This is a genomic window from Algoriphagus boritolerans DSM 17298 = JCM 18970 (assembly GCF_900108085.1).
GTDB lineage: Bacteria > Bacteroidota > Bacteroidia > Cytophagales > Cyclobacteriaceae > Algoriphagus > Algoriphagus boritolerans.
In genome coordinates, this window is record NZ_FNVR01000007.1 from 20,264 (window position 1) to 37,195 (window position 16,932).

Annotated in this window: 14 protein-coding genes and 1 tRNA gene; 6 read left to right on the forward strand and 9 right to left on the reverse strand. The window is 42.9% G+C overall.

The window, feature by feature from the left end; genetic code table 11:
• Positions 1–3 precede the first annotated feature (3 nt).
• The 3 genes from C4S61_RS08420 to C4S61_RS08430 all read right to left on the reverse strand — a co-directional run bounded on the left by C4S61_RS08420 (position 4) and on the right by C4S61_RS08430 (position 2,629).
• Entirely contained in the window at positions 4–1,140 is a 1,137-nt protein-coding gene (locus tag C4S61_RS08420) for a 1-acyl-sn-glycerol-3-phosphate acyltransferase (RefSeq protein WP_103924356.1), read from the reverse strand.
• A gap of 85 nt (positions 1,141–1,225) precedes the next feature.
• Positions 1,226–2,083: an alpha/beta hydrolase gene (locus tag C4S61_RS08425; RefSeq protein WP_103924357.1), complete on the reverse strand. Its 858-nt coding sequence runs from the start codon at positions 2,081–2,083 to the stop codon at positions 1,226–1,228.
• A gap of 472 nt (positions 2,084–2,555) precedes the next feature.
• Positions 2,556–2,629: transfer RNA gene (locus tag C4S61_RS08430), tRNA-Ile, on the reverse strand.
• A gap of 99 nt (positions 2,630–2,728) precedes the next feature.
• On the opposite strand from C4S61_RS08430, the gene C4S61_RS08435 reads away from it, so the two are divergent.
• Both C4S61_RS08435 and C4S61_RS08440 read left to right on the forward strand, forming a co-directional pair.
• Positions 2,729–3,358 (forward strand): HAD family hydrolase, encoded by a 630-nt coding sequence (locus C4S61_RS08435; protein WP_103924358.1) that lies wholly within the window; start codon positions 2,729–2,731, stop codon positions 3,356–3,358.
• Positions 3,351–4,460, forward strand: coding sequence for a site-2 protease family protein (locus C4S61_RS08440; RefSeq protein ID WP_103924359.1), 1,110 nt, complete (start codon positions 3,351–3,353; stop codon positions 4,458–4,460). Before C4S61_RS08435 ends, C4S61_RS08440 begins: the two co-directional genes overlap by 8 nt.
• 40 nt (positions 4,461–4,500) lie before the next feature.
• Here the strand turns inward: C4S61_RS08440 and C4S61_RS08445 are convergent, their stop codons facing one another.
• The 6 genes from C4S61_RS08445 to C4S61_RS08470 all read right to left on the reverse strand — a co-directional run bounded on the left by C4S61_RS08445 (position 4,501) and on the right by C4S61_RS08470 (position 11,966).
• Positions 4,501–4,797, reverse strand: a complete 297-nt coding sequence (locus C4S61_RS08445; RefSeq protein ID WP_103924360.1) for a rhodanese-like domain-containing protein — start codon at positions 4,795–4,797, stop codon at positions 4,501–4,503.
• A 1-nt stretch (position 4,798) separates the two neighbouring features.
• A complete protein-coding gene (locus C4S61_RS08450) occupies positions 4,799–6,595 on the reverse strand; it encodes a T9SS type A sorting domain-containing protein (RefSeq protein WP_235009883.1) in 1,797 nt (598 codons plus the stop codon).
• Positions 6,596–6,641: 46 nt separating this feature from the next.
• Positions 6,642–7,397, reverse strand: coding sequence for a PASTA domain-containing protein (locus tag C4S61_RS08455; protein WP_103924361.1), 756 nt, complete (start codon positions 7,395–7,397; stop codon positions 6,642–6,644).
• 126 nt (positions 7,398–7,523) lie between these two features.
• A complete protein-coding gene (locus tag C4S61_RS08460; RefSeq protein ID WP_103924362.1) occupies positions 7,524–10,604 on the reverse strand; it encodes a M43 family zinc metalloprotease in 3,081 nt (1,026 codons plus the stop codon).
• A gap of 13 nt (positions 10,605–10,617) precedes the next feature.
• Entirely contained in the window at positions 10,618–10,866 is a 249-nt protein-coding gene (locus C4S61_RS08465; protein ID WP_103924363.1) for a NifU family protein, read from the reverse strand.
• Positions 10,867–10,871: 5 nt separating this feature from the next.
• Positions 10,872–11,966 carry an Mrp/NBP35 family ATP-binding protein gene (locus C4S61_RS08470; RefSeq protein ID WP_103924364.1) on the reverse strand — a complete coding sequence of 365 codons (1,095 nt, stop codon included), beginning with the start codon at positions 11,964–11,966 and terminating at the stop codon, positions 10,872–10,874.
• A 157-nt stretch (positions 11,967–12,123) separates the two neighbouring features.
• Here C4S61_RS08470 and dnaG point away from each other — a divergent pair, with 157 nt between their 5' ends.
• The 4 genes from dnaG to surE all read left to right on the forward strand — a co-directional run bounded on the left by dnaG (position 12,124) and on the right by surE (position 16,877).
• Positions 12,124–14,061, forward strand: coding sequence for a DNA primase (gene dnaG, locus C4S61_RS08475; protein ID WP_103924365.1), 1,938 nt, complete (start codon positions 12,124–12,126; stop codon positions 14,059–14,061).
• A gap of 84 nt (positions 14,062–14,145) precedes the next feature.
• Positions 14,146–15,357, forward strand: coding sequence for a bifunctional 3,4-dihydroxy-2-butanone-4-phosphate synthase/GTP cyclohydrolase II (locus C4S61_RS08480; RefSeq protein WP_103924366.1), 1,212 nt, complete (start codon positions 14,146–14,148; stop codon positions 15,355–15,357).
• Positions 15,358–15,447: 90 nt separating this feature from the next.
• Positions 15,448–16,086 carry a hypothetical protein gene (locus tag C4S61_RS08485; protein ID WP_103924367.1) on the forward strand — a complete coding sequence of 213 codons (639 nt, stop codon included), beginning with the start codon at positions 15,448–15,450 and terminating at the stop codon, positions 16,084–16,086.
• Between the two features lie 5 nt (positions 16,087–16,091).
• Complete coding sequence (gene surE / locus C4S61_RS08490) at positions 16,092–16,877, forward strand: 5'/3'-nucleotidase SurE (protein ID WP_103924368.1); 786 nt, start codon at positions 16,092–16,094, stop codon at positions 16,875–16,877.
• The last annotated feature ends 55 nt before the right edge of the window (positions 16,878–16,932 follow it).

Sequence of the window (16,932 nt, forward strand, 5' to 3'; positions counted from 1 at the left end):
ATTTTAGGATTTTTCTTTAGCTTTCAGGCTATTATCCACAGGATAAGCATACATAGACAGGAAGCTTTTGAGTAAAACGGGGTCACTGGTATCTACTTTTCCGGTCATCCGCTTTTCAAATGCGTCTTTTTCCGCAGGAGCGTATTCAGCCGAAAAGGTTTCACTTCCATAGAGTAAGTCATGGGCGATATAATTGCTAGGCCAAAGCTTATATCCACTCCAGATCTTATGGTCAATCAGTGTTGCTAAATGGGTTAGTTTCTCTGATTGTGTAGTATCAAGGGAAGAAATGGCTTTTATTTCTTTATCCAAGATTCCGTTGACTTGAATATGAATGCGCTTTTTAGTGCCAATTATGCCACGGAGTAAATTCACAAAGTCTTCATTTTCATGTTTGACATACTTTTCGTCCCTGGATTTGGCCAGAAGTTCAGGCATTTTCAAACTGTCAGTCGGATCATATTCATAGGAAATGGAAACGGGAACCACCTGGATTTTTTCAAAATAGCCAAATGGATTTTCCCCTCCTTCGGCCAAAGTGAGCATTTTCAGGACTCCCTTCTGGGTGATGTCATTGCCATCCTTGGTTCTTCCTTCACGCTGGGCGGTCCATACAGACCTGTTTTCGTTCAAAAGAGATTTTCGTATGTATTCGGAAACCTCCAAGGAACTTTCAAACAGCGACCTACCGGACAGCCCTCTTCGAATGGCAAAGTTTCGATTCAACCGGGATAAAGTATGTAAAAATGGCTTTTTGATCAAGTTATCACCGATTGCCGAAGTGGTCATCACCAGACCTTTTTCATACAGGCAGGCATTCAGTAAGGAGGTGTCCAGAATAATATCGCGGTGATTTGAAATATAAAGGTAGGCTGTATTTGGCTTGAGTACCTCAAATCCTCCTGTGGTAAGTCCATCTGAGCTTTTTTCCAATACCTTCATCAAAGCAGGATAAATAAAATTGATCTGAAAATCCCGAAGGGAATGAGTGTGCCGCATCAAATCTTTCCAGTGTGCGGGGTTTTCGTGCGGAAAGGTGAAATTCATCATTGCCTCCATCATCGGATCATCTATTATCTGGCGGATAGCTTTATTGGCTTCCGCATCATAAAAAGGTCTTATTGAGTCAAATTTGGACATAGTGGGGTGAGTATGCTTCTGCAAAAAGCAAAAATTAGCTGAATAATCGAAGGAAATTTACCTTTGGGGTAAGATGAATCCAGAATCAGTCACGCTTCAGGTACCGGTCAAAAAACAGGAAATGCACAGGCAAAGCGGCTGTCCAATAGGGCCAAGTGTGGGCTCCCGGCCGCTCAATGTATTCATGCGGGGTTCCATTTTCCAGGAGCAATTGATGAATCTGTCGGTTGGTTTCTAACAGGAAATCGTCCACACCGCAGTCAATGATCAGTGCCAAACCGTTGGTTTTCATCCGTTCTACCAATCCAACAGCCGTGAAATTACTGAAAGTCGGTGCATCATAATTCAGGTCTTGCCCTAGCATATCCTGCTGCCCTTGCTGTCGCAAAACTCTGAACTCATCATTGACCTTCCACAATCGGGTATCAATATTCATGACACCACTCATACTGCCTGCTGCGACAAACAGTTCCGGATGCTTGGCTGACAGCATGATCGCACCATGTCCACCCATGGAAAGGCCGGTGATTGCGCGGGATTCCTTTTTAGCCAGCGTTCGGAAGGCCTGATCGATGTGAGGAATGAGCTCAGCGGTGATATAAGTCTCGTACATGACCGAATCAAGCATTGGGCTGTCGAAATAATAACTCGAAGGTCCCACACCCGGGGTAACAATAATCAGATTATATTCCTCTGCCAATCGCTCTACCATTCCCGGTTCGGTGACCTTTTGGTGCCAGTCACTGAATGCACCACTTCCTCCGTGAAGGAGATATACTACCGGATATTTCTCATATCCAAGCTGATACGAAGATGGCGTAGTTACAGCAGCCTTGAGATTCTTCTTCATTGCAGGACTGTAGACTTGAATGGTATCTGTTTTTACTTGAGCTACCGTCACAAACGGAAGTAACAGGAGGAAGAATAGCAGTGACTTTTTCATAATGCTTAGATGGAAATTTGGCTGTAAGAGAATGCCAAAGTTAACTGACCCTTTTAATTTAAGAAGTCAATTAAATTGAAATACGGAAGGTGTTTTGACTTTTGAAATTGGAATTTTTTTTTTCGTTTGCTCAATAATTGTCCAATTAAAATCAGAATTTGTGTTCGACTTAATCCATTGAAAATGTGTCACTTTTAGCAATGTGGCTATTCCTTCCCGGACCTATTGAGGCAGGGGGAAGCACTCCTGATTTTAATATGACAGGGATTATAAAACCTGATCAGGATTCTTTACTGATGACAACCTCATCTAGGTCAATTACACCCAATCTGCCGGCTTATTTTATAAAAACCAAGTCAAATTCAAAGAGGCTCTTTGCATATACAATCTATTCAAAGATTTGGAGTAGAGGATGTAGGTAAAAAAAAATCCATTTTAATAAAAAAACCATCCAATTTCTTGAATGGCTTAGTGGGCCCACTTGGAATCGAACCAAGCACCTACTGATTATGAGTCAGTTGCTCTAACCGAATGAGCTATAGGCCCCTGTTGAAACGTGAAATTTGTTGCTCAATTGGCCTTAAACCTTGGTTTTGGGAGTGCAATGTTACATATTTGAGTTCATATACACAACCAGAATTGCGAATGAAAAAGGCCATTGATGCTGAATTTTTGATCTTTGATCTGGGCAATGTGATTATTGATATTGATTATCAACGATCTCTGAATCTGATTAAGTCCCTTTTGCCAGCTACCTTCCATCCGAAAGTTGAATCTTTTTATGCTACTGATTTTCACAAAGCCTATGAAAAAGGCTTAATAGATTCTCATGCGTTCCGTAATGAAGTGAGGGCCTATTTTGAACAAGATTGGGATGATGAAAAAGTAGATGGTCTTTGGAACAGTCTGCTTGGGGAAATTCCAAAAGAAAGGTTGGATTTGATATCAGAATTGAAACAATCTTTCCGGGTAGGAGTACTTAGCAACACCAACCAGATTCACATTGATGCGGTACAGGACATGTTGAAGCGGGATTTTGGGATGGAACGATTTGAGCAATTGTTTGACCGGGTATTTTACAGCCACGAGATGGGACTAGCCAAGCCTACCAAAGAGATATATGTTAAGATGTTGGATGAGTTGGGAACGACTGCAGATCGGGTGGTCTTTTTTGATGATATGCAGGAAAATGTAGCTGGGGCAAAGTCCGTCGGCATCCACGCCATACAGGTGACTGGACCGACTGTGATTTTTGACTTTTTTGGGCATGTATAAAGCCAAAGAGTACCTGATTCACGGATTACTTCTGGTACTTACGCTCATCACTACCACACTGGCAGGAGGAGAGTGGGTGTATGGAAGATCGGTAATCGGAGAAGGCGATTCATTCCTTACTTGGGAGTATTTTCTCAAGTCGATGGCTTTTTCGATCCCCTTTGTTGGAATCCTTCTGATTCATGAACTGGGGCACTTTTTTACATCGATGTATCATAAGGTGAAGTGTAGTCTTCCTTTCTTTATTCCGGCTTGGCTGGGATTCATAGGTGCGCCGTCCATTGGTACTTTTGGGGCGATCATCCGAATGAAAGGTTTTGTCAACAGTCGTAAAAAATTCTTTGATATTGGAGTGGCAGGACCCTTGGCAGGCTTTGTAATTGCCCTTGGAGTGTTGGTTTACGGGTTTACTACCTTGCCGCCTTCAGATTTCATCTATTCTGTGCATCCTGAATATGCCGATCCTGATTTTAAAGGGTATGGAGAAGATGTCCTGGACTTCGAATTGGGAGGAAATCTCCTCTTTTGGGCAATGGGAAAAGTGTTGGCTGATCCAGACCGACTACCGGAGATGTCAGAAATGATCCATTATCCTTTCCTTTTTGCAGGATATCTGGCGCTTTTTTTTACTGCACTCAATTTGCTTCCAATAGGGCAATTGGATGGAGGACACGTGGTTTTTGGACTGTTTCCTAAGCATCACAAGCAGATTTCTATGGGAGTCTTTACGCTTTTCCTGGGGTATGCAGGAGTAGGAATGATCAGTCCCGGAATGCCAGTAGAGGAACTTATGATCCGGATTCCGCTTTACCTTGGGTTTTTATATATCTGCTATTCCCGGACGGATTTTACAGCCCAAACAAAAATTACAATTTCACTTTCCATTGCCGCAGTCCAGTATGTCTTGGCTTTTGTGAAACCTGAATGGGAGGGGTATCAGGGTTGGCTGTTCTTCGCTTTTCTATTGGGACGTCTGATGGGACTTAGACACCCTGAGGTATCCGGATTTCATACCTTGGATACCAAACGAAAAATAGTGGGATGGCTTGCAATCTTGATATTTGCACTCTGCTTTTCCCCGAAGCCATTTATTTTTGAGTGAAAAAAAATCCCGGGTTAAAAATTAAACCCGGGATTTGGTTTCAAAGAGATCTGTAGGCTAAGATGCCTCCCAAAACATTTCTGACTTGGTTGAATCCTTTGCTCTCCATGAATTTTTTGGCATTCCCACTTCGTGCTCCGGATCTACAATGGACGACGATTTCTTCATCTTTATATTTTTCAAGTTCTGAAATACGATGAGGTAGTTCGCCCAATGGAATGTTTTCAGCGCCAAGGTTATCCTCTTCATATTCCCATTCTTCCCTGACATCAAGAAAATGGAATTTCTCCCCTTTTTCGAGTCGGTTTTTTAGTTCTGATACGGTGATATCTTCCATGTTATTTGGTGACTAAAATTCGAAATGATTTTGAACTGGAACCTGAAATCAGGTTTATAACATAAATACCCGGTTTTTGCCCTTCAAAATTAACAATTTCCCCATCATTGACCCGCTCAATGGGCAACAAAATCTGCCTACCAAAGGAATCAAAAATGGCAAGTTCCACAAACTGACCTTGCACAAAGAGTCGATCCACCACTGGATTGGGATAAATTCTAAAACCTGAATCAGGTAGTAGGCTTTCCTCAAATGGTGGTGCTAGTGATACATGGGGTCGGATCATTAAGGCACCTTTTACCTCCTCGTTTTGGGCCCAAGCTCCGCCGACATTATAGAATATCTTATCCCCTCGATCATTAACCTTATCCAATCCCACATGGATGAAATCGTTGGAAAATTGAGTGAAGCCTATGAAAAATGTCCCTGAGACTCTGAGATTAGTGTCCAAGGGGTAGTAGATGAAATCCTGGCCGGGGATTTTTTCGGGGATCGATGACTCTTTTGAGAAAATGGGCTGCTGGTCAATTTCATCCCAGACTACAATATCGAGCGGCTGATTGGCTTGACTGGCATTGGTGAAATTTATAGAAATTCCTTTGAGATAAACAGATTCGGGAGAATTGTATGCTACTGCGAGCTGTCCGGACCGTTGATTAATTCCGGCAGAATAATCAGCGGAACCATTGTCATAGGCGAAAAAATCCCTGAGCGGGAAAGTTGTCTTTACCGTGTCATTTATTCGATAATCCACAGAACTGTATCGAGTAGTGTCGCCATTTTGAATATCAAACAATAGGCCATCACCCGAAGTGAGGGAGGAGGTGATTACGAGGGTTGTTTCTGTGGTAGGACGAGGGATTTCATTAAATTCTCTGCTTAGAAAAGTCCTTCTTTCGAGGGAATTTGGAACTGGATTGAAAGGGGTGTCATCATTCACGATCAAAGCGGGATTGCCGAGACTATCTTCGATCTGAATCGAAAATTCCATGGCCCGAAAGCGATCTTCAAGATTCAGGAATTCATTTTGAACTGGAGACCAAAATCCAGACTGATCTGTAGGAAGGAGCTCCAGGGGATAGGCACTGAAATCCCCAAAGTTGAGCAGATTAGGAAGAGTTAAAGCCCGGTCTCTGTAGGTCAGGTCATTTTCGGTTCGGTTGAAATTAAAATAAAGGTAATCAATCAGCCAACTGTCAAATGGCCCGATTTGACGGCCGGAAGAGAGAAACCTGAATTGAAATCCATCATGCTGCCATTCCGGAAGTATTTTGATGATTTCCTGAGTAAAAATTGTCCTGTCAAGATCGCTGCCCCCGTTTTGTTCCCATGCGTTTACCCACTCTTGATTAGGCGAAAATATCTGGAGGGTCAGGCGGTCGTTTGTATCCGGGGCTTCCGCATTTCCTCCTGCTTGCCAAAAAAAACTAAGGTAAAGGCTTTCTTTTTGAGCTTGGGTGAGCGTGCTTAAATCAAAAGGTTTGCTTGTCAGGTAATCACTTTCACCTTGATCTCCGATTTGATTTGAATAAGGCCTTCCATTTTCATCCACTCCGTTGAAAAGGATTGCTCCTAAGGAGGGGGCATTTTGTCCGATGGTTTCGGTGTAAGAGGCACCATCTATGGTCCACTTAAGGGTATCTAATCCTTTTGAAAAATCATCCCAAAATGGAAGTGCGTTGGTGTTTTGAAGTCTTGAAGAGCCGAAATTTGAAGTGTCAGCGAATTTTTGCCGGTGAATGGGGCCAAATTCAACAAACTGAGCAAAGGATTTCTGGCCTTGTAATGACAGGATCACAAAGCAAAAAATGAACGCCCAAGGTTTGTAGTTATTTTTCAACTGCCTAGTCTTTCGCTATCCAAATATTAATTAACTCACCGGTTCTGACTTCCATTCCCGCCGGTGGGGATTGTAAGAAAACTCTTCCCGTTGCAACCGAATCTGTCGAAGCGTAATTTTTATCTCCCACTCGAAGTCCTGAGCCTAAGATCAGAAATTCAGCATCTTCTTCTTCCATTCCATTGAGATCGGGTACAAATAACAACTGATTTCCCATACCATCGCCTACGACTAGGTCAATGGTTGCTCCTTTTGGAATTTCAAAGCCTTCTTTGACAGTGATTCCACGGTAACGCTGCTCTAACACTGCGTTGATAGCGATATCCGGTACGTAAATGATATCACCTCTGGATAAGCCGATATTAGATAGGATTTCCTGAGCATTCTTTAATTGAAGATTGACCAAGTTTGGCATTTTGATCAACGGGGCATTTCGGGCATTCAGCGTCAAATAGATTTTTCTTCCCGTTTTTACTTGGTTGCTTGCATCCGGAATTTGCTTGAGAATGGCGAGTGCAGGCAATTCTGTGCTAAAACCTGAGTCCACAGATACCTCATATTGGAGGCCCATGTCTTCCAACAGTTCACTTGCTTCGAGGTATTGGTAGCCGGACAGATCAGGTACAGTGACTGTTTCTCCATGGTGGGTGTACAGCGGGAGATAGACTTTCAAAAATACAAAACCAAGCAGGGCAGTCAGAAAAATGATGACCAGTAGGTTAAGAAGGATTTTTTTGACTGAGGAATTGAATGAATTCATTAATACGATAGGATCAGACTAAGTTAAGGGGATTTTTGATCGATCAACGAACAAAAATGGTAAAAACTATACGAATCCGCAGGCAAAAAATAAGCCGAAGCGTTCATCTTCGGCTCTTTTTTAAGATCAATTAATAAGCAATCGCTTCATTTCTTGCAATGTATCACTGCTGATTCGAATGATATAAACCCCTGATCGGAATAATTCTGTGCTGAACGTGTAGGTCTGGTTGAGAGTCCCGGGATAATCCACTTCATGAACAATAGCCCCTGTAGCGGAAATGATTTGAATGGTGATATTTTCGCGATCGGGAAGATTGAATGCTAGACTAAAGTAATCTCTGGCAGGGTTAGGATACAATACCGTCGAACCTTGAGCCGGAATTACGGGGTCGGGATTTGCATTGAGGAAGAGTTCCAGATTATCCAGATAAACCGGATCGTTTTCATTTCCTGTGATTTCCAAAACAAAGGCCAATCTCACGGCCAGCGCCTCAGAACCGGCAAAGTCACTTAGGTTGGCATATTTACGGCTGTAATCTCCCGGACTATTCGGATTAGCTTCTCCTGCCGTGACAGTAGCTAATTCCTGACCACTTGCCATCCAGACGGTATCGTAATTTAATCCTCCATCCCTGCTTGCCAATAAGGATAGCTTGGTACTTGGGTTCACTTGACCGGCTGCCAGATCAAAGAAAATACTGGCTTGTCGGCTTCCTGACAGATTGAAGACCGGACTGCCTAACCAATAAGAGTTTCCGTCTAATCCATTTTCCAGTCGGGTGGCATTATTTACCCCTGAACCGTTTGCAATGGGAGTTATAGTCCAAGTTTGTAAGTCATTTTCAGGATTAATCGCAGTCCAGGGAGTTAGTGTGGTGCTACTATTGAAATTTTGACGCCATGGAACGAGCACAGATTCGGTAGCTTCAAGATGATAGCGACCAACTGCAATAGATAATGTTGGGTTTTGATCAAAATTTGGCTCACTCACAGAAAATCGCAATCTATTTTTGCCATTGAAGGTAGACTTGTTGATGTCCAAATCCAGTTGTTCTTCGGGGGCCAAAGTTATTTCAGATACCAAATAAGTCTCCGGTAAATTGGAATTAGTAGTTCTGGTTAACAGGAATTTATTTAGAGACAGGTTCCCGGTATTGGTAACTCGGATCACTTCCTCTTCATGGTCGCCTGAACTGATAGCAGTTGGGTTCAAAATTTCTTCTACCCTGATTCCATATCGCAGTTCCTCGGAGGGTAAAATTCGGATATTTCTGAGAAAAATATTATTACCGTATGAGTTTCTTGCAGTGATGGAAACACGCACTTTCCCCAAGGATTGGAAATCGCTCAGATTGAATATTTCCGTTCTGAATTGCTCATTGGAAGTAGGGATAAACTCATCTAGTGTAGGAGGGGAGGTTTCGAGCCTTGGTCCTGATTTTTGATAGTTTACATCCACTAAATCAAAGTTGGATCCACAGTCCTCAGACACTGAAATGATCAATTCATCCTGATAGCCGGGTTGATCGTAAGGCGCATGAGCAACCTCAAAAACCAATTGCGAATTGGGATATTTAGTAAGATCTAGGATAGGCGAAATGAGATAATCCAACTCGCCGATTCCTTCATATTCGAAATGTCTGATATACACGGACTGCTGCGCCTCACCTCCGATGAAAATAGTCCTTCTTTCCCAAGTAAATGCTTGATCAGGATTGCTAATTACCCAATCACTTGGGAAGTTTTGGATATCAAAAGTGTAAGGCAAATCGATTTCACCCTGAAGTACCGGATTGGATAGTTTGGAATTGTTCTCTGAATTTTGATCAGCCTGATTGTTGACCTGGGTGATGCGGAATTCCACTTCATTATCTCCAGGGTCTAATTGAGTAGTAGCGAAGGTCAAGATGGCAGTTTCGCCTGTTTCGAGGTTTAGGGAGAAATTTTTATTTTCTACAATTGTTCCATTTTTGATATACTCGATTCGCGCTGAAGTGACGGTCATGGAGCCCGCGTTTTGAACTTCTATTTCGGGAGTAATAATCAAATCACAAATTGCATCCACGGGCTGAATAATCCGGTTAAGCGACAAATCAAGATCCAGCAATTGGGGTTCTTGAGTAGCTCTGTTGTTTACCAAGGTCACCCTCCGCGGACTATTTTCCAAAACCACATTAAATCGTTCGACCTGACCCCGAGTGAACAAATTCATACATGCATCCGGGGTATAATCCATGTAATTTTGGATCATGTCATTCGAGCCACATGAAAACCTACTTGGGTTGGCATTGCAGGTGCTGTTGGAATTGTCTTGCTCGGGAGTGTCAGTCACAAAATCATCAACCCCACATCCTCCATCTCCCCAAATATGCCTTAGGCCAAAATAATGGCCAACTTCATGCGTGGCTGTCCTGCCTAAGGACGAGGAGGTTGCATTTCCTCCAACTCCGAAAAAACGGTAATCGATAGTGACTCCATCGATGATCGCCGGGGTGGGTGAGAAATTCAAACCGGGTAAATCAGAGATCGGAAATGACGCATATCCAATAAATGGCTGAACCAAAGGAACTACATAGATATTCATGTATTCTGCTGGATTCCATTGACTTAATTGGCCAATCAGAACAGCATCAGAATTGGGATCATAGGAATTTTTGGTACCCTGAAGTCTTACAATTCCATTGGTAGGAAAACCATTCGGGTCCTGCTTGGCCAAGACAAACGCTATGTCGGCATCTGCAGCTACAGGGAGAAACTCAGCCGGAGTCCGAACGGCGTCCGCATTAAGCCTTCGGAAGTCCTCATTTAAAATTCTGATCTGTTCGAAGATTTGAGAATCGGGAATATTAGCCCCTGAACCAAGGGGAGTTCCATTATGAATTACGTGGACGACTACAGGGATCAGTCTGGGGCCTTCAAGGGTTTTTGCAAGAGGTATATTTCTGGTTCTTCTGTCCGTTATTTTTTGGTCGATCCAATCTTCAAAAAATGATTTGGAACCAAAATAGCCCATCTCTTTCTCGATTTTTGATTCGATCAGCGTATGAGCACACTTCTCTGAATGAGAATGGGACGCCGAGAAACCAAAGACTTGGGGTTGATCAATTGCTGTAGGAGTGATTTTCTGACCGAAAGAAGCGATAGAAAAGAATAAAAATCCTTTCAGAAAAAAAAGTACACCAAAAAACTGTAAGCCTTTTCTCATTAAATCAAATTAATCAGACGACGGTAAGGTTAACAGCTTCAACACGTATGATTTCTGGAATCGCACGCATGATTGCTTCTTCTACTCCTGCTTTTAAAGTCATGGAAGACATAGGGCATGATCCGCAGTTACCCGTCATTTCTATTTTTAGAACCAGATCTTCTGTCAGTTCTACGATGCGCACATTTCCTCCATCTGCTTCCAGATAAGGTCTAATCGTATCAAGTGCAAATTCAATTCTCTCTCTGAGTCCAGCTTCCATTTTATTTATGCTTTTACTTCTACTATGGATGTTTTTTGAATTGATGCGTTTCGGATGGCTACTTGTCGTGCTACAGATTCTGCCAATTCCATGTAAGCATCTTTGGTTAATCCGTTTTTCAAGACGGCCGGATATCCCGTATCTCCACTTTCTCGGATACTTTGTACAATGGGTACTTCTCCTAAGAACGGTACATCATATTTTTCGGCTAACTTTTTACCTCCCTCTTTGCCGAAAATGTAATATTTGTTTCCCGGTAATTCTTCGGGTGAAAAATAAGCCATATTTTCTATAACACCTAAGATGGGAACGTTAATTTGTGGCTGTCTAAACATAGATAAACCCTTGTTGGCGTCGGCTAAAGCAACTTTTTGAGGAGTGGTCACAATAACTGCACCAGTCACTGGGACTGTTTGCACCATGGTGAGGTGAATATCTGAAGTCCCGGGAGGTAAATCTATCAGTAAATAGTCCAGCTCACCCCACTCGACATCCGTAATAAATTGTCTCAGTGCGGAACTGGCCATAGGACCTCTCCACACCACTGCGCTGTCAGTAGGTGTCAAAAAACCGATTGACATCAGTTTGACTCCATATTGGGTAATCGGGATGATGATGTTCTTTTCTCCGACCTTTTTTACAGAAGGCTGTTCACCTTCTACATTGAACATGAGCGGTACCGAAGGACCTGAAATATCAGCATCAATAAGCCCTACTTTTGCTCCTAATTGTGCCAAGGCAACGGCAAGATTCACAGCTGTGGTGGACTTTCCTACCCCTCCTTTGCCTGAGGCAATCGCAATTATGTTTTTTACTTCAGGCAAAATAGGACCTGCATCCCGCATAGTTGTCACTTGGGAGGTCATAAAAATATCCCACTCCCAGTCACTGCCGTGGTCCTGTTCGAGCACTTCGAGGCAGTTGTTTTTAATTACTTCTTTGAGTGGACATGCCGGGGTGGTGAGGACTACTTTGAAACTCACTTTTTTACCTTCAATATGAATTCCCTGGATCATGCCCAAAGTCACTAAATCGCGTTTGAGATCAGGGTCTTGTACTTTTGATAGTGATTTTCTTATCGATTCTGCAGTCAATTGCATTGCTTTCTCTAAATTTTTCACAAGTTACTTTAAGAATGTGGGTTTCTAAAACCACATGCTAGTCTAGTGATTGTGAAACTCAGCGCTCTTGTAAATAGTTCTCGATTTTGTCCTTCTTAATCTAATCTCAGCGCTTAACTTTGTTTCAATTCGCTTCCTGATGATAAGTAAATTGACCTCTGACAAAGTAAAAGAACGCGCCGACATCGTCGAGGTAGTGGGAGACTATGTGCCGCTGAAAAAAAAGGGACAGAATATGTGGGCTTGTTGCCCATTTCATGGAGAAAAGTCACCTTCATTTTCTGTTTCACCGTCCAAACAGATTTACAAATGTTTCGGATGTGGCAAAGCCGGGGATTCGATCCAGTTTGTGATGGACATCGAGGGAGTTGGCTTTCAGGAAGCGATTCGTCATCTAGCAGGGAAGTACGGTATAGAAGTCGAGGAAGACGAGGCCCGCACACCTGAGCAAAATCTCGAGCAAAATGAACGGGAAAGCCTATTTATTGCCTTGAATTTTGCCAAGGATTTTTTTGTAAAAAATCTCCAGACTGAAGAGGGGAGGGCGATTGGTCTTAGCTATTTCAAAGAAAGGGGATTTAACCCGCAGATCATCGAAAAGTTTGATCTGGGCTATGCTATGGATGGCTGGGATTATTTTTTGAAAGCTGCCAAAGCAGCTGGTTTTGAAGAAGATATTTTGTTAAAAGCAGGGTTGATTCTTCAGAAAGAGGGAGATCCAAGTAGATTGTATGACCGTTTCCGTGGTCGGGTTACCTTTTCGATTCATAACATCAGCGGGAAGCCCATTGGATTTGGTGCTCGAATACTGACCAAAGACAAAAACCAACCCAAGTACATCAATTCTCCTGAGACCCCGATTTACCATAAAAGCGACGTGCTCTATGGGATGTTTCAGGCAAAGAAAGCCATTCGGGATTTTGATAACTGCTTTTTGGTGGAAGGATATACCGATGTCATTTCGATGCATTTATCCGGGATCGAAAACGTTGTTTCCTCCTCAGGTACGTCTCTCACCGATGGGCAGATCAAATTGATCAAGCGTTTTACCAATCAGGTGACAGTACTCTATGATGGTGATGCCGCTGGCATCAAGGCTTCCATTCGAGGGATTGATTTGTTGCTGGAAGGCGGGTTGAATGTCAAAGCGGTCGTTTTTCCCGATGGAGATGATCCGGACAGTTTTTCCAGAAAAGTAGGCTCACAGGCATTTCAGGATTACCTGAAGGAAAACAGTCGGGACTTTATCGGATTCAAGATTGGTTTGTATCAGGAAGAATTTGAGAAAAATCCCATCCGAAAGGCAGAAGTAATCCGGGAGATCGTTCAGAGCATAGGTAAAATTCCTGATCCAATTATTCGTTCTGTCTATACCAAAGAGGCCTCGGGACTGCTTGAGATAGAAGAAGAAATCATTCATACGGAGCTGAATAAGTCTCTGATAAAGAGTCAAAAAGAGCACTTTCAGAAAGCAAAGGAAGAAGCTGAAGCAGAGGAGAAACTGGAGGAATTGGTCCCTTCCAAAAACCTGCTATCAGTAGAGGACACACTCAGAATTCAGGAAAAAGAGACCATTCGTTTATTGCTGAATTACGGTTGGAAAAAGTTGGACGATGAAGACCTACACCTGTGTCACTATTTGATGTCTGAGACAGCTGACATCGTTTTTTTTACACCTGTCTATCAAAAGATTTTAAAAATTTATCGCGATAGCCTTTCCAATGGCACGATACCTACAACAGATTTTTTTGTCTCCTATTCCGATGCCGAGATTCGACAGGAAGTGATTGACTTGATTTCTCCGAGGCATGAGGTTTCAGTACATTGGCTTGATCGTCATCAGATTTTTATTACTACCGAGTCAGATGATTTGGCGGGTACAGCCTTCAAGTCCATTTTGAGACTCAAAAGAAGATTAGTCCATAAAATGATGGATGAGGCAAAACAAAAAATCAAATCAGCCGAACATGAGCATTTTGATGCGGATAAGGTATATGAGCTTCAGCAGGTTTATTTTGAACTGAAAAAAGTCCAACTCCAAATTGACAAGGAACTCGGAATTGTAATCGGATAAAACCAAACTTTCTTTGGCTTGATCCGGTTCTACAGGGAAAACGCCTAACTTGCGCGAGAAACTATTATTCCAAAAACTACCCCTGTGAAAAATTATCCCCTCGACCCAATAGAAGATGCCATTGAAGCCATCAAAAACGGTGAAGTAATCATTGTAGTAGATGATGAAGACCGTGAAAATGAAGGTGATTTTGTCTGTGCAGCCGAAAAAGTAACTCCAGAAATCGTCAATTTCATGGCCACTCACGGACGCGGATTGATCTGTGCTCCGCTGATTGAGGATAGGTGTGATCAGTTGGGACTGGAGTTGATGGTGGGTAATAATACGGCGGCATTTGAGACGCCTTTTACTGTATCGGTTGATCTGGTAGGGCACGGATGTACCACCGGGATTTCGGCTTCGGATCGAGCCAAGACTATTAAGGCGCTGATTGATGATTCAATTCATCCTTCTGAATTGGGCAAACCGGGACATATTTTCCCACTCAAGGCAAAGCGGGGTGGCGTCCTTCGAAGAGCAGGTCACACCGAGGCAGCGATAGATTTTGCCAGATTGGCAGGACTGCCTCCTGCGGGTGTTTTGGTAGAGATCATGAACGAAGACGGATCCATGGCCCGGCTACCTGACTTGGTTAAAGTTGCTGAGCGCTTCAAATTGAAATTGGTATCTATAAAAGACCTTATTGCTTATAGATTAAAAAATGAATCGCTAATCAAGCGGGAGATTGGTGTTGATTTACCGACTACTTGGGGCGATTTTGATTTGATCGCATTCAGGCAAACTAACACACAGGAAATTCACTTGGCGCTGATCAAAGGGACTTGGGAGCCCAACGAACCTGTTATGGTGCGGGTCCATTCTTCCTGTGTTACAGGTGATATTTTCGGAAGCTGTAGATGTGATTGTGGACCGCAACTGCATACTGCCATGGAGTTGGTAGAGAAAGAAGGTAAAGGCGTGGTGCTGTACATGAATCAAGAAGGCAGAGGAATCGGCCTAATCAATAAGCTCAAAGCCTACAAGTTACAGGAACAGGGGATGGATACCGTTCAGGCTAATCTTGCTTTGGGTTTCCCCATGGATAGCAGAGATTATGGTGTGGGTGCACAGATCTTACGCGATTTGGGAGTGAGTAAAATCCGACTTATTTCAAACAATCCTCAAAAAAGAGTTGGCTTGCTGGGATATGGTCTCGAAATCGTGGAGCAGATCCCAATCGAAATTAGACCCAATCCACACAACGAGAAATATCTCACTACCAAAAGAGATAAAATGGGCCACAACATCCTCAAGTGACAGAAACTTGCTAACTTAATTGAGAGTCGGAAAATCATTTAAAAAAACCCAAATAACTTTCCATCGTTTATTCTTAGCACAATAGTCACCATGAAAAAGGCAATAATCACACTAAGCTTTGTTTTTCTGGGCGTGATAGCAGTCTTCGCTCAGAATAGCCAGTTTCCGTCACAAGTTTGGCACAAAGGAAATATATACCTTAATGATGGTTCAACACGATCAGGTCTTGTGAAATACGACTTGGATAATAATCTGGTACAACTCCAAAATGAAACCATAGAAACATTCACGGCTTCCAATGTCTCCAATTTTGAGATATTTGACGAAATCTTTGGTGGCATTCGAAGATTTTACAGCCTTCCCTATGCAATCAATGGGGAATATGAGAGCCCAACTTTTTTTGAGGTACTCACTGAAGGCAACGACCTGGCACTGCTATGTAGAGAATATGTCGCCACGGATACCAGAGGCATGAATTATTGGGGGCCAATGGGGATGAATCCGCTGTGGGGGCCTCAGAACAGCTTTGGGTATCGACTTGCTTTCAACTATTATTTCTTCAAAAATGGTCGTTTGCAGCGCTATAGTTTGAAAAAGAAAGACCTTTTTGCGCTACTTCCGGGTTACGATGATGAAATAGATCTTTTCATGCGAAAAAACAGACTTGAGCATGACAAGCGGGGGGATTTGCTTAGAATTACCGCCTACTACAACGAATTGAAGAATTAATTTTTATGTCCAAACCACTTATCCTCGTCTCCAATGACGATGGAATTACCTCCAAAGGTATCCGAGTATTAGTTTCAGTGATGAAAAAAATCGGGGACGTCGTAGTCGTTGCTCCAGACAGTCCGCAATCCGGAATGGGCCACGCCATTACGATAGGAGAGACCCTGAGATTGTATGAAGAGGATATTTTTGAAGATGTCTTGGCTTTCAAGTCCAGCGGAACTCCAGCTGACTGTGTCAAGCTTGCCAAGCATTATGTCCTGAAGAACCGAACCCCCGACTTGATAGTCAGTGGGATCAATCATGGCTCCAATACATCTATATCTGTCTTATATTCAGGAACTATGTCGGCAGCGATCGAAGGAGCACTTGAAGGGTTGCCTTCTATTGGCTTCAGTTTATGTGACTATTCATCCAAGGCGGATTTTTCCCATGTGGAAGAGTGGGTTGAGAAAATTGCCCGTCAGGTCCTCGAAAAGGGAATTTCGAAAGGGGTAGCTTTGAATGTCAACTTTCCGCCCAAACAAAATGAGGCAATCAAAGGGGTCAAAGTTTGCCGTCAGGCAGATGCCAAGTGGCAGGAGGAGTTTGCAGAGCGCTATGATCCCACGGGTCGAAAATACTTCTGGATGGCAGGTAATTTTGTAAATTTTGACAAAGGTGAGGATAACGACGAATGGGCCATCGCAAATAATTACATTTCCATTGTACCCTGTCAATACGATCTCACAGCTCACCACGCAATAAAACAAATGAATAAAGATTGGGATTGGGAAAGTCTCCAATCCTGATCGGGGCATTTTATGATTTTTCCTTTTGATATACATTATCTTGTCTCTGATAATC

What these genes read in the sequence shown, in the direction of transcription:
- C4S61_RS08460 (WP_103924362.1), bottom strand. Translation starts at nt 10,604, where the DNA reads ATGAGAAAAGGCTTACAGTTTTTTGGTGTACTTTTTTTTCTGAAAGGA.
- C4S61_RS08445 (WP_103924360.1), bottom strand. Translation starts at nt 4,797, where the DNA reads ATGGAAGATATCACCGTATCAGAACTAAAAAACCGACTCGAAAAAGGG.
- C4S61_RS08470 (WP_103924364.1), bottom strand. Translation starts at nt 11,966, where the DNA reads ATGCAATTGACTGCAGAATCGATAAGAAAATCACTATCAAAAGTACAA.
- C4S61_RS08435 (WP_103924358.1), top strand. Translation starts at nt 2,729, where the DNA reads ATGAAAAAGGCCATTGATGCTGAATTTTTGATCTTTGATCTGGGCAAT.
- C4S61_RS08465 (WP_103924363.1), bottom strand. Translation starts at nt 10,866, where the DNA reads ATGGAAGCTGGACTCAGAGAGAGAATTGAATTTGCACTTGATACGATT.
- C4S61_RS08455 (WP_103924361.1), bottom strand. Translation starts at nt 7,397, where the DNA reads ATGAATTCATTCAATTCCTCAGTCAAAAAAATCCTTCTTAACCTACTG.
- C4S61_RS08425 (WP_103924357.1), bottom strand. Translation starts at nt 2,083, where the DNA reads ATGAAAAAGTCACTGCTATTCTTCCTCCTGTTACTTCCGTTTGTGACG.
- C4S61_RS08420 (WP_103924356.1), bottom strand. Translation starts at nt 1,140, where the DNA reads ATGTCCAAATTTGACTCAATAAGACCTTTTTATGATGCGGAAGCCAAT.
- C4S61_RS08440 (WP_103924359.1), top strand. Translation starts at nt 3,351, where the DNA reads ATGTATAAAGCCAAAGAGTACCTGATTCACGGATTACTTCTGGTACTT.
- surE (WP_103924368.1), top strand. Translation starts at nt 16,092, where the DNA reads ATGTCCAAACCACTTATCCTCGTCTCCAATGACGATGGAATTACCTCC.
- C4S61_RS08485 (WP_103924367.1), top strand. Translation starts at nt 15,448, where the DNA reads ATGAAAAAGGCAATAATCACACTAAGCTTTGTTTTTCTGGGCGTGATA.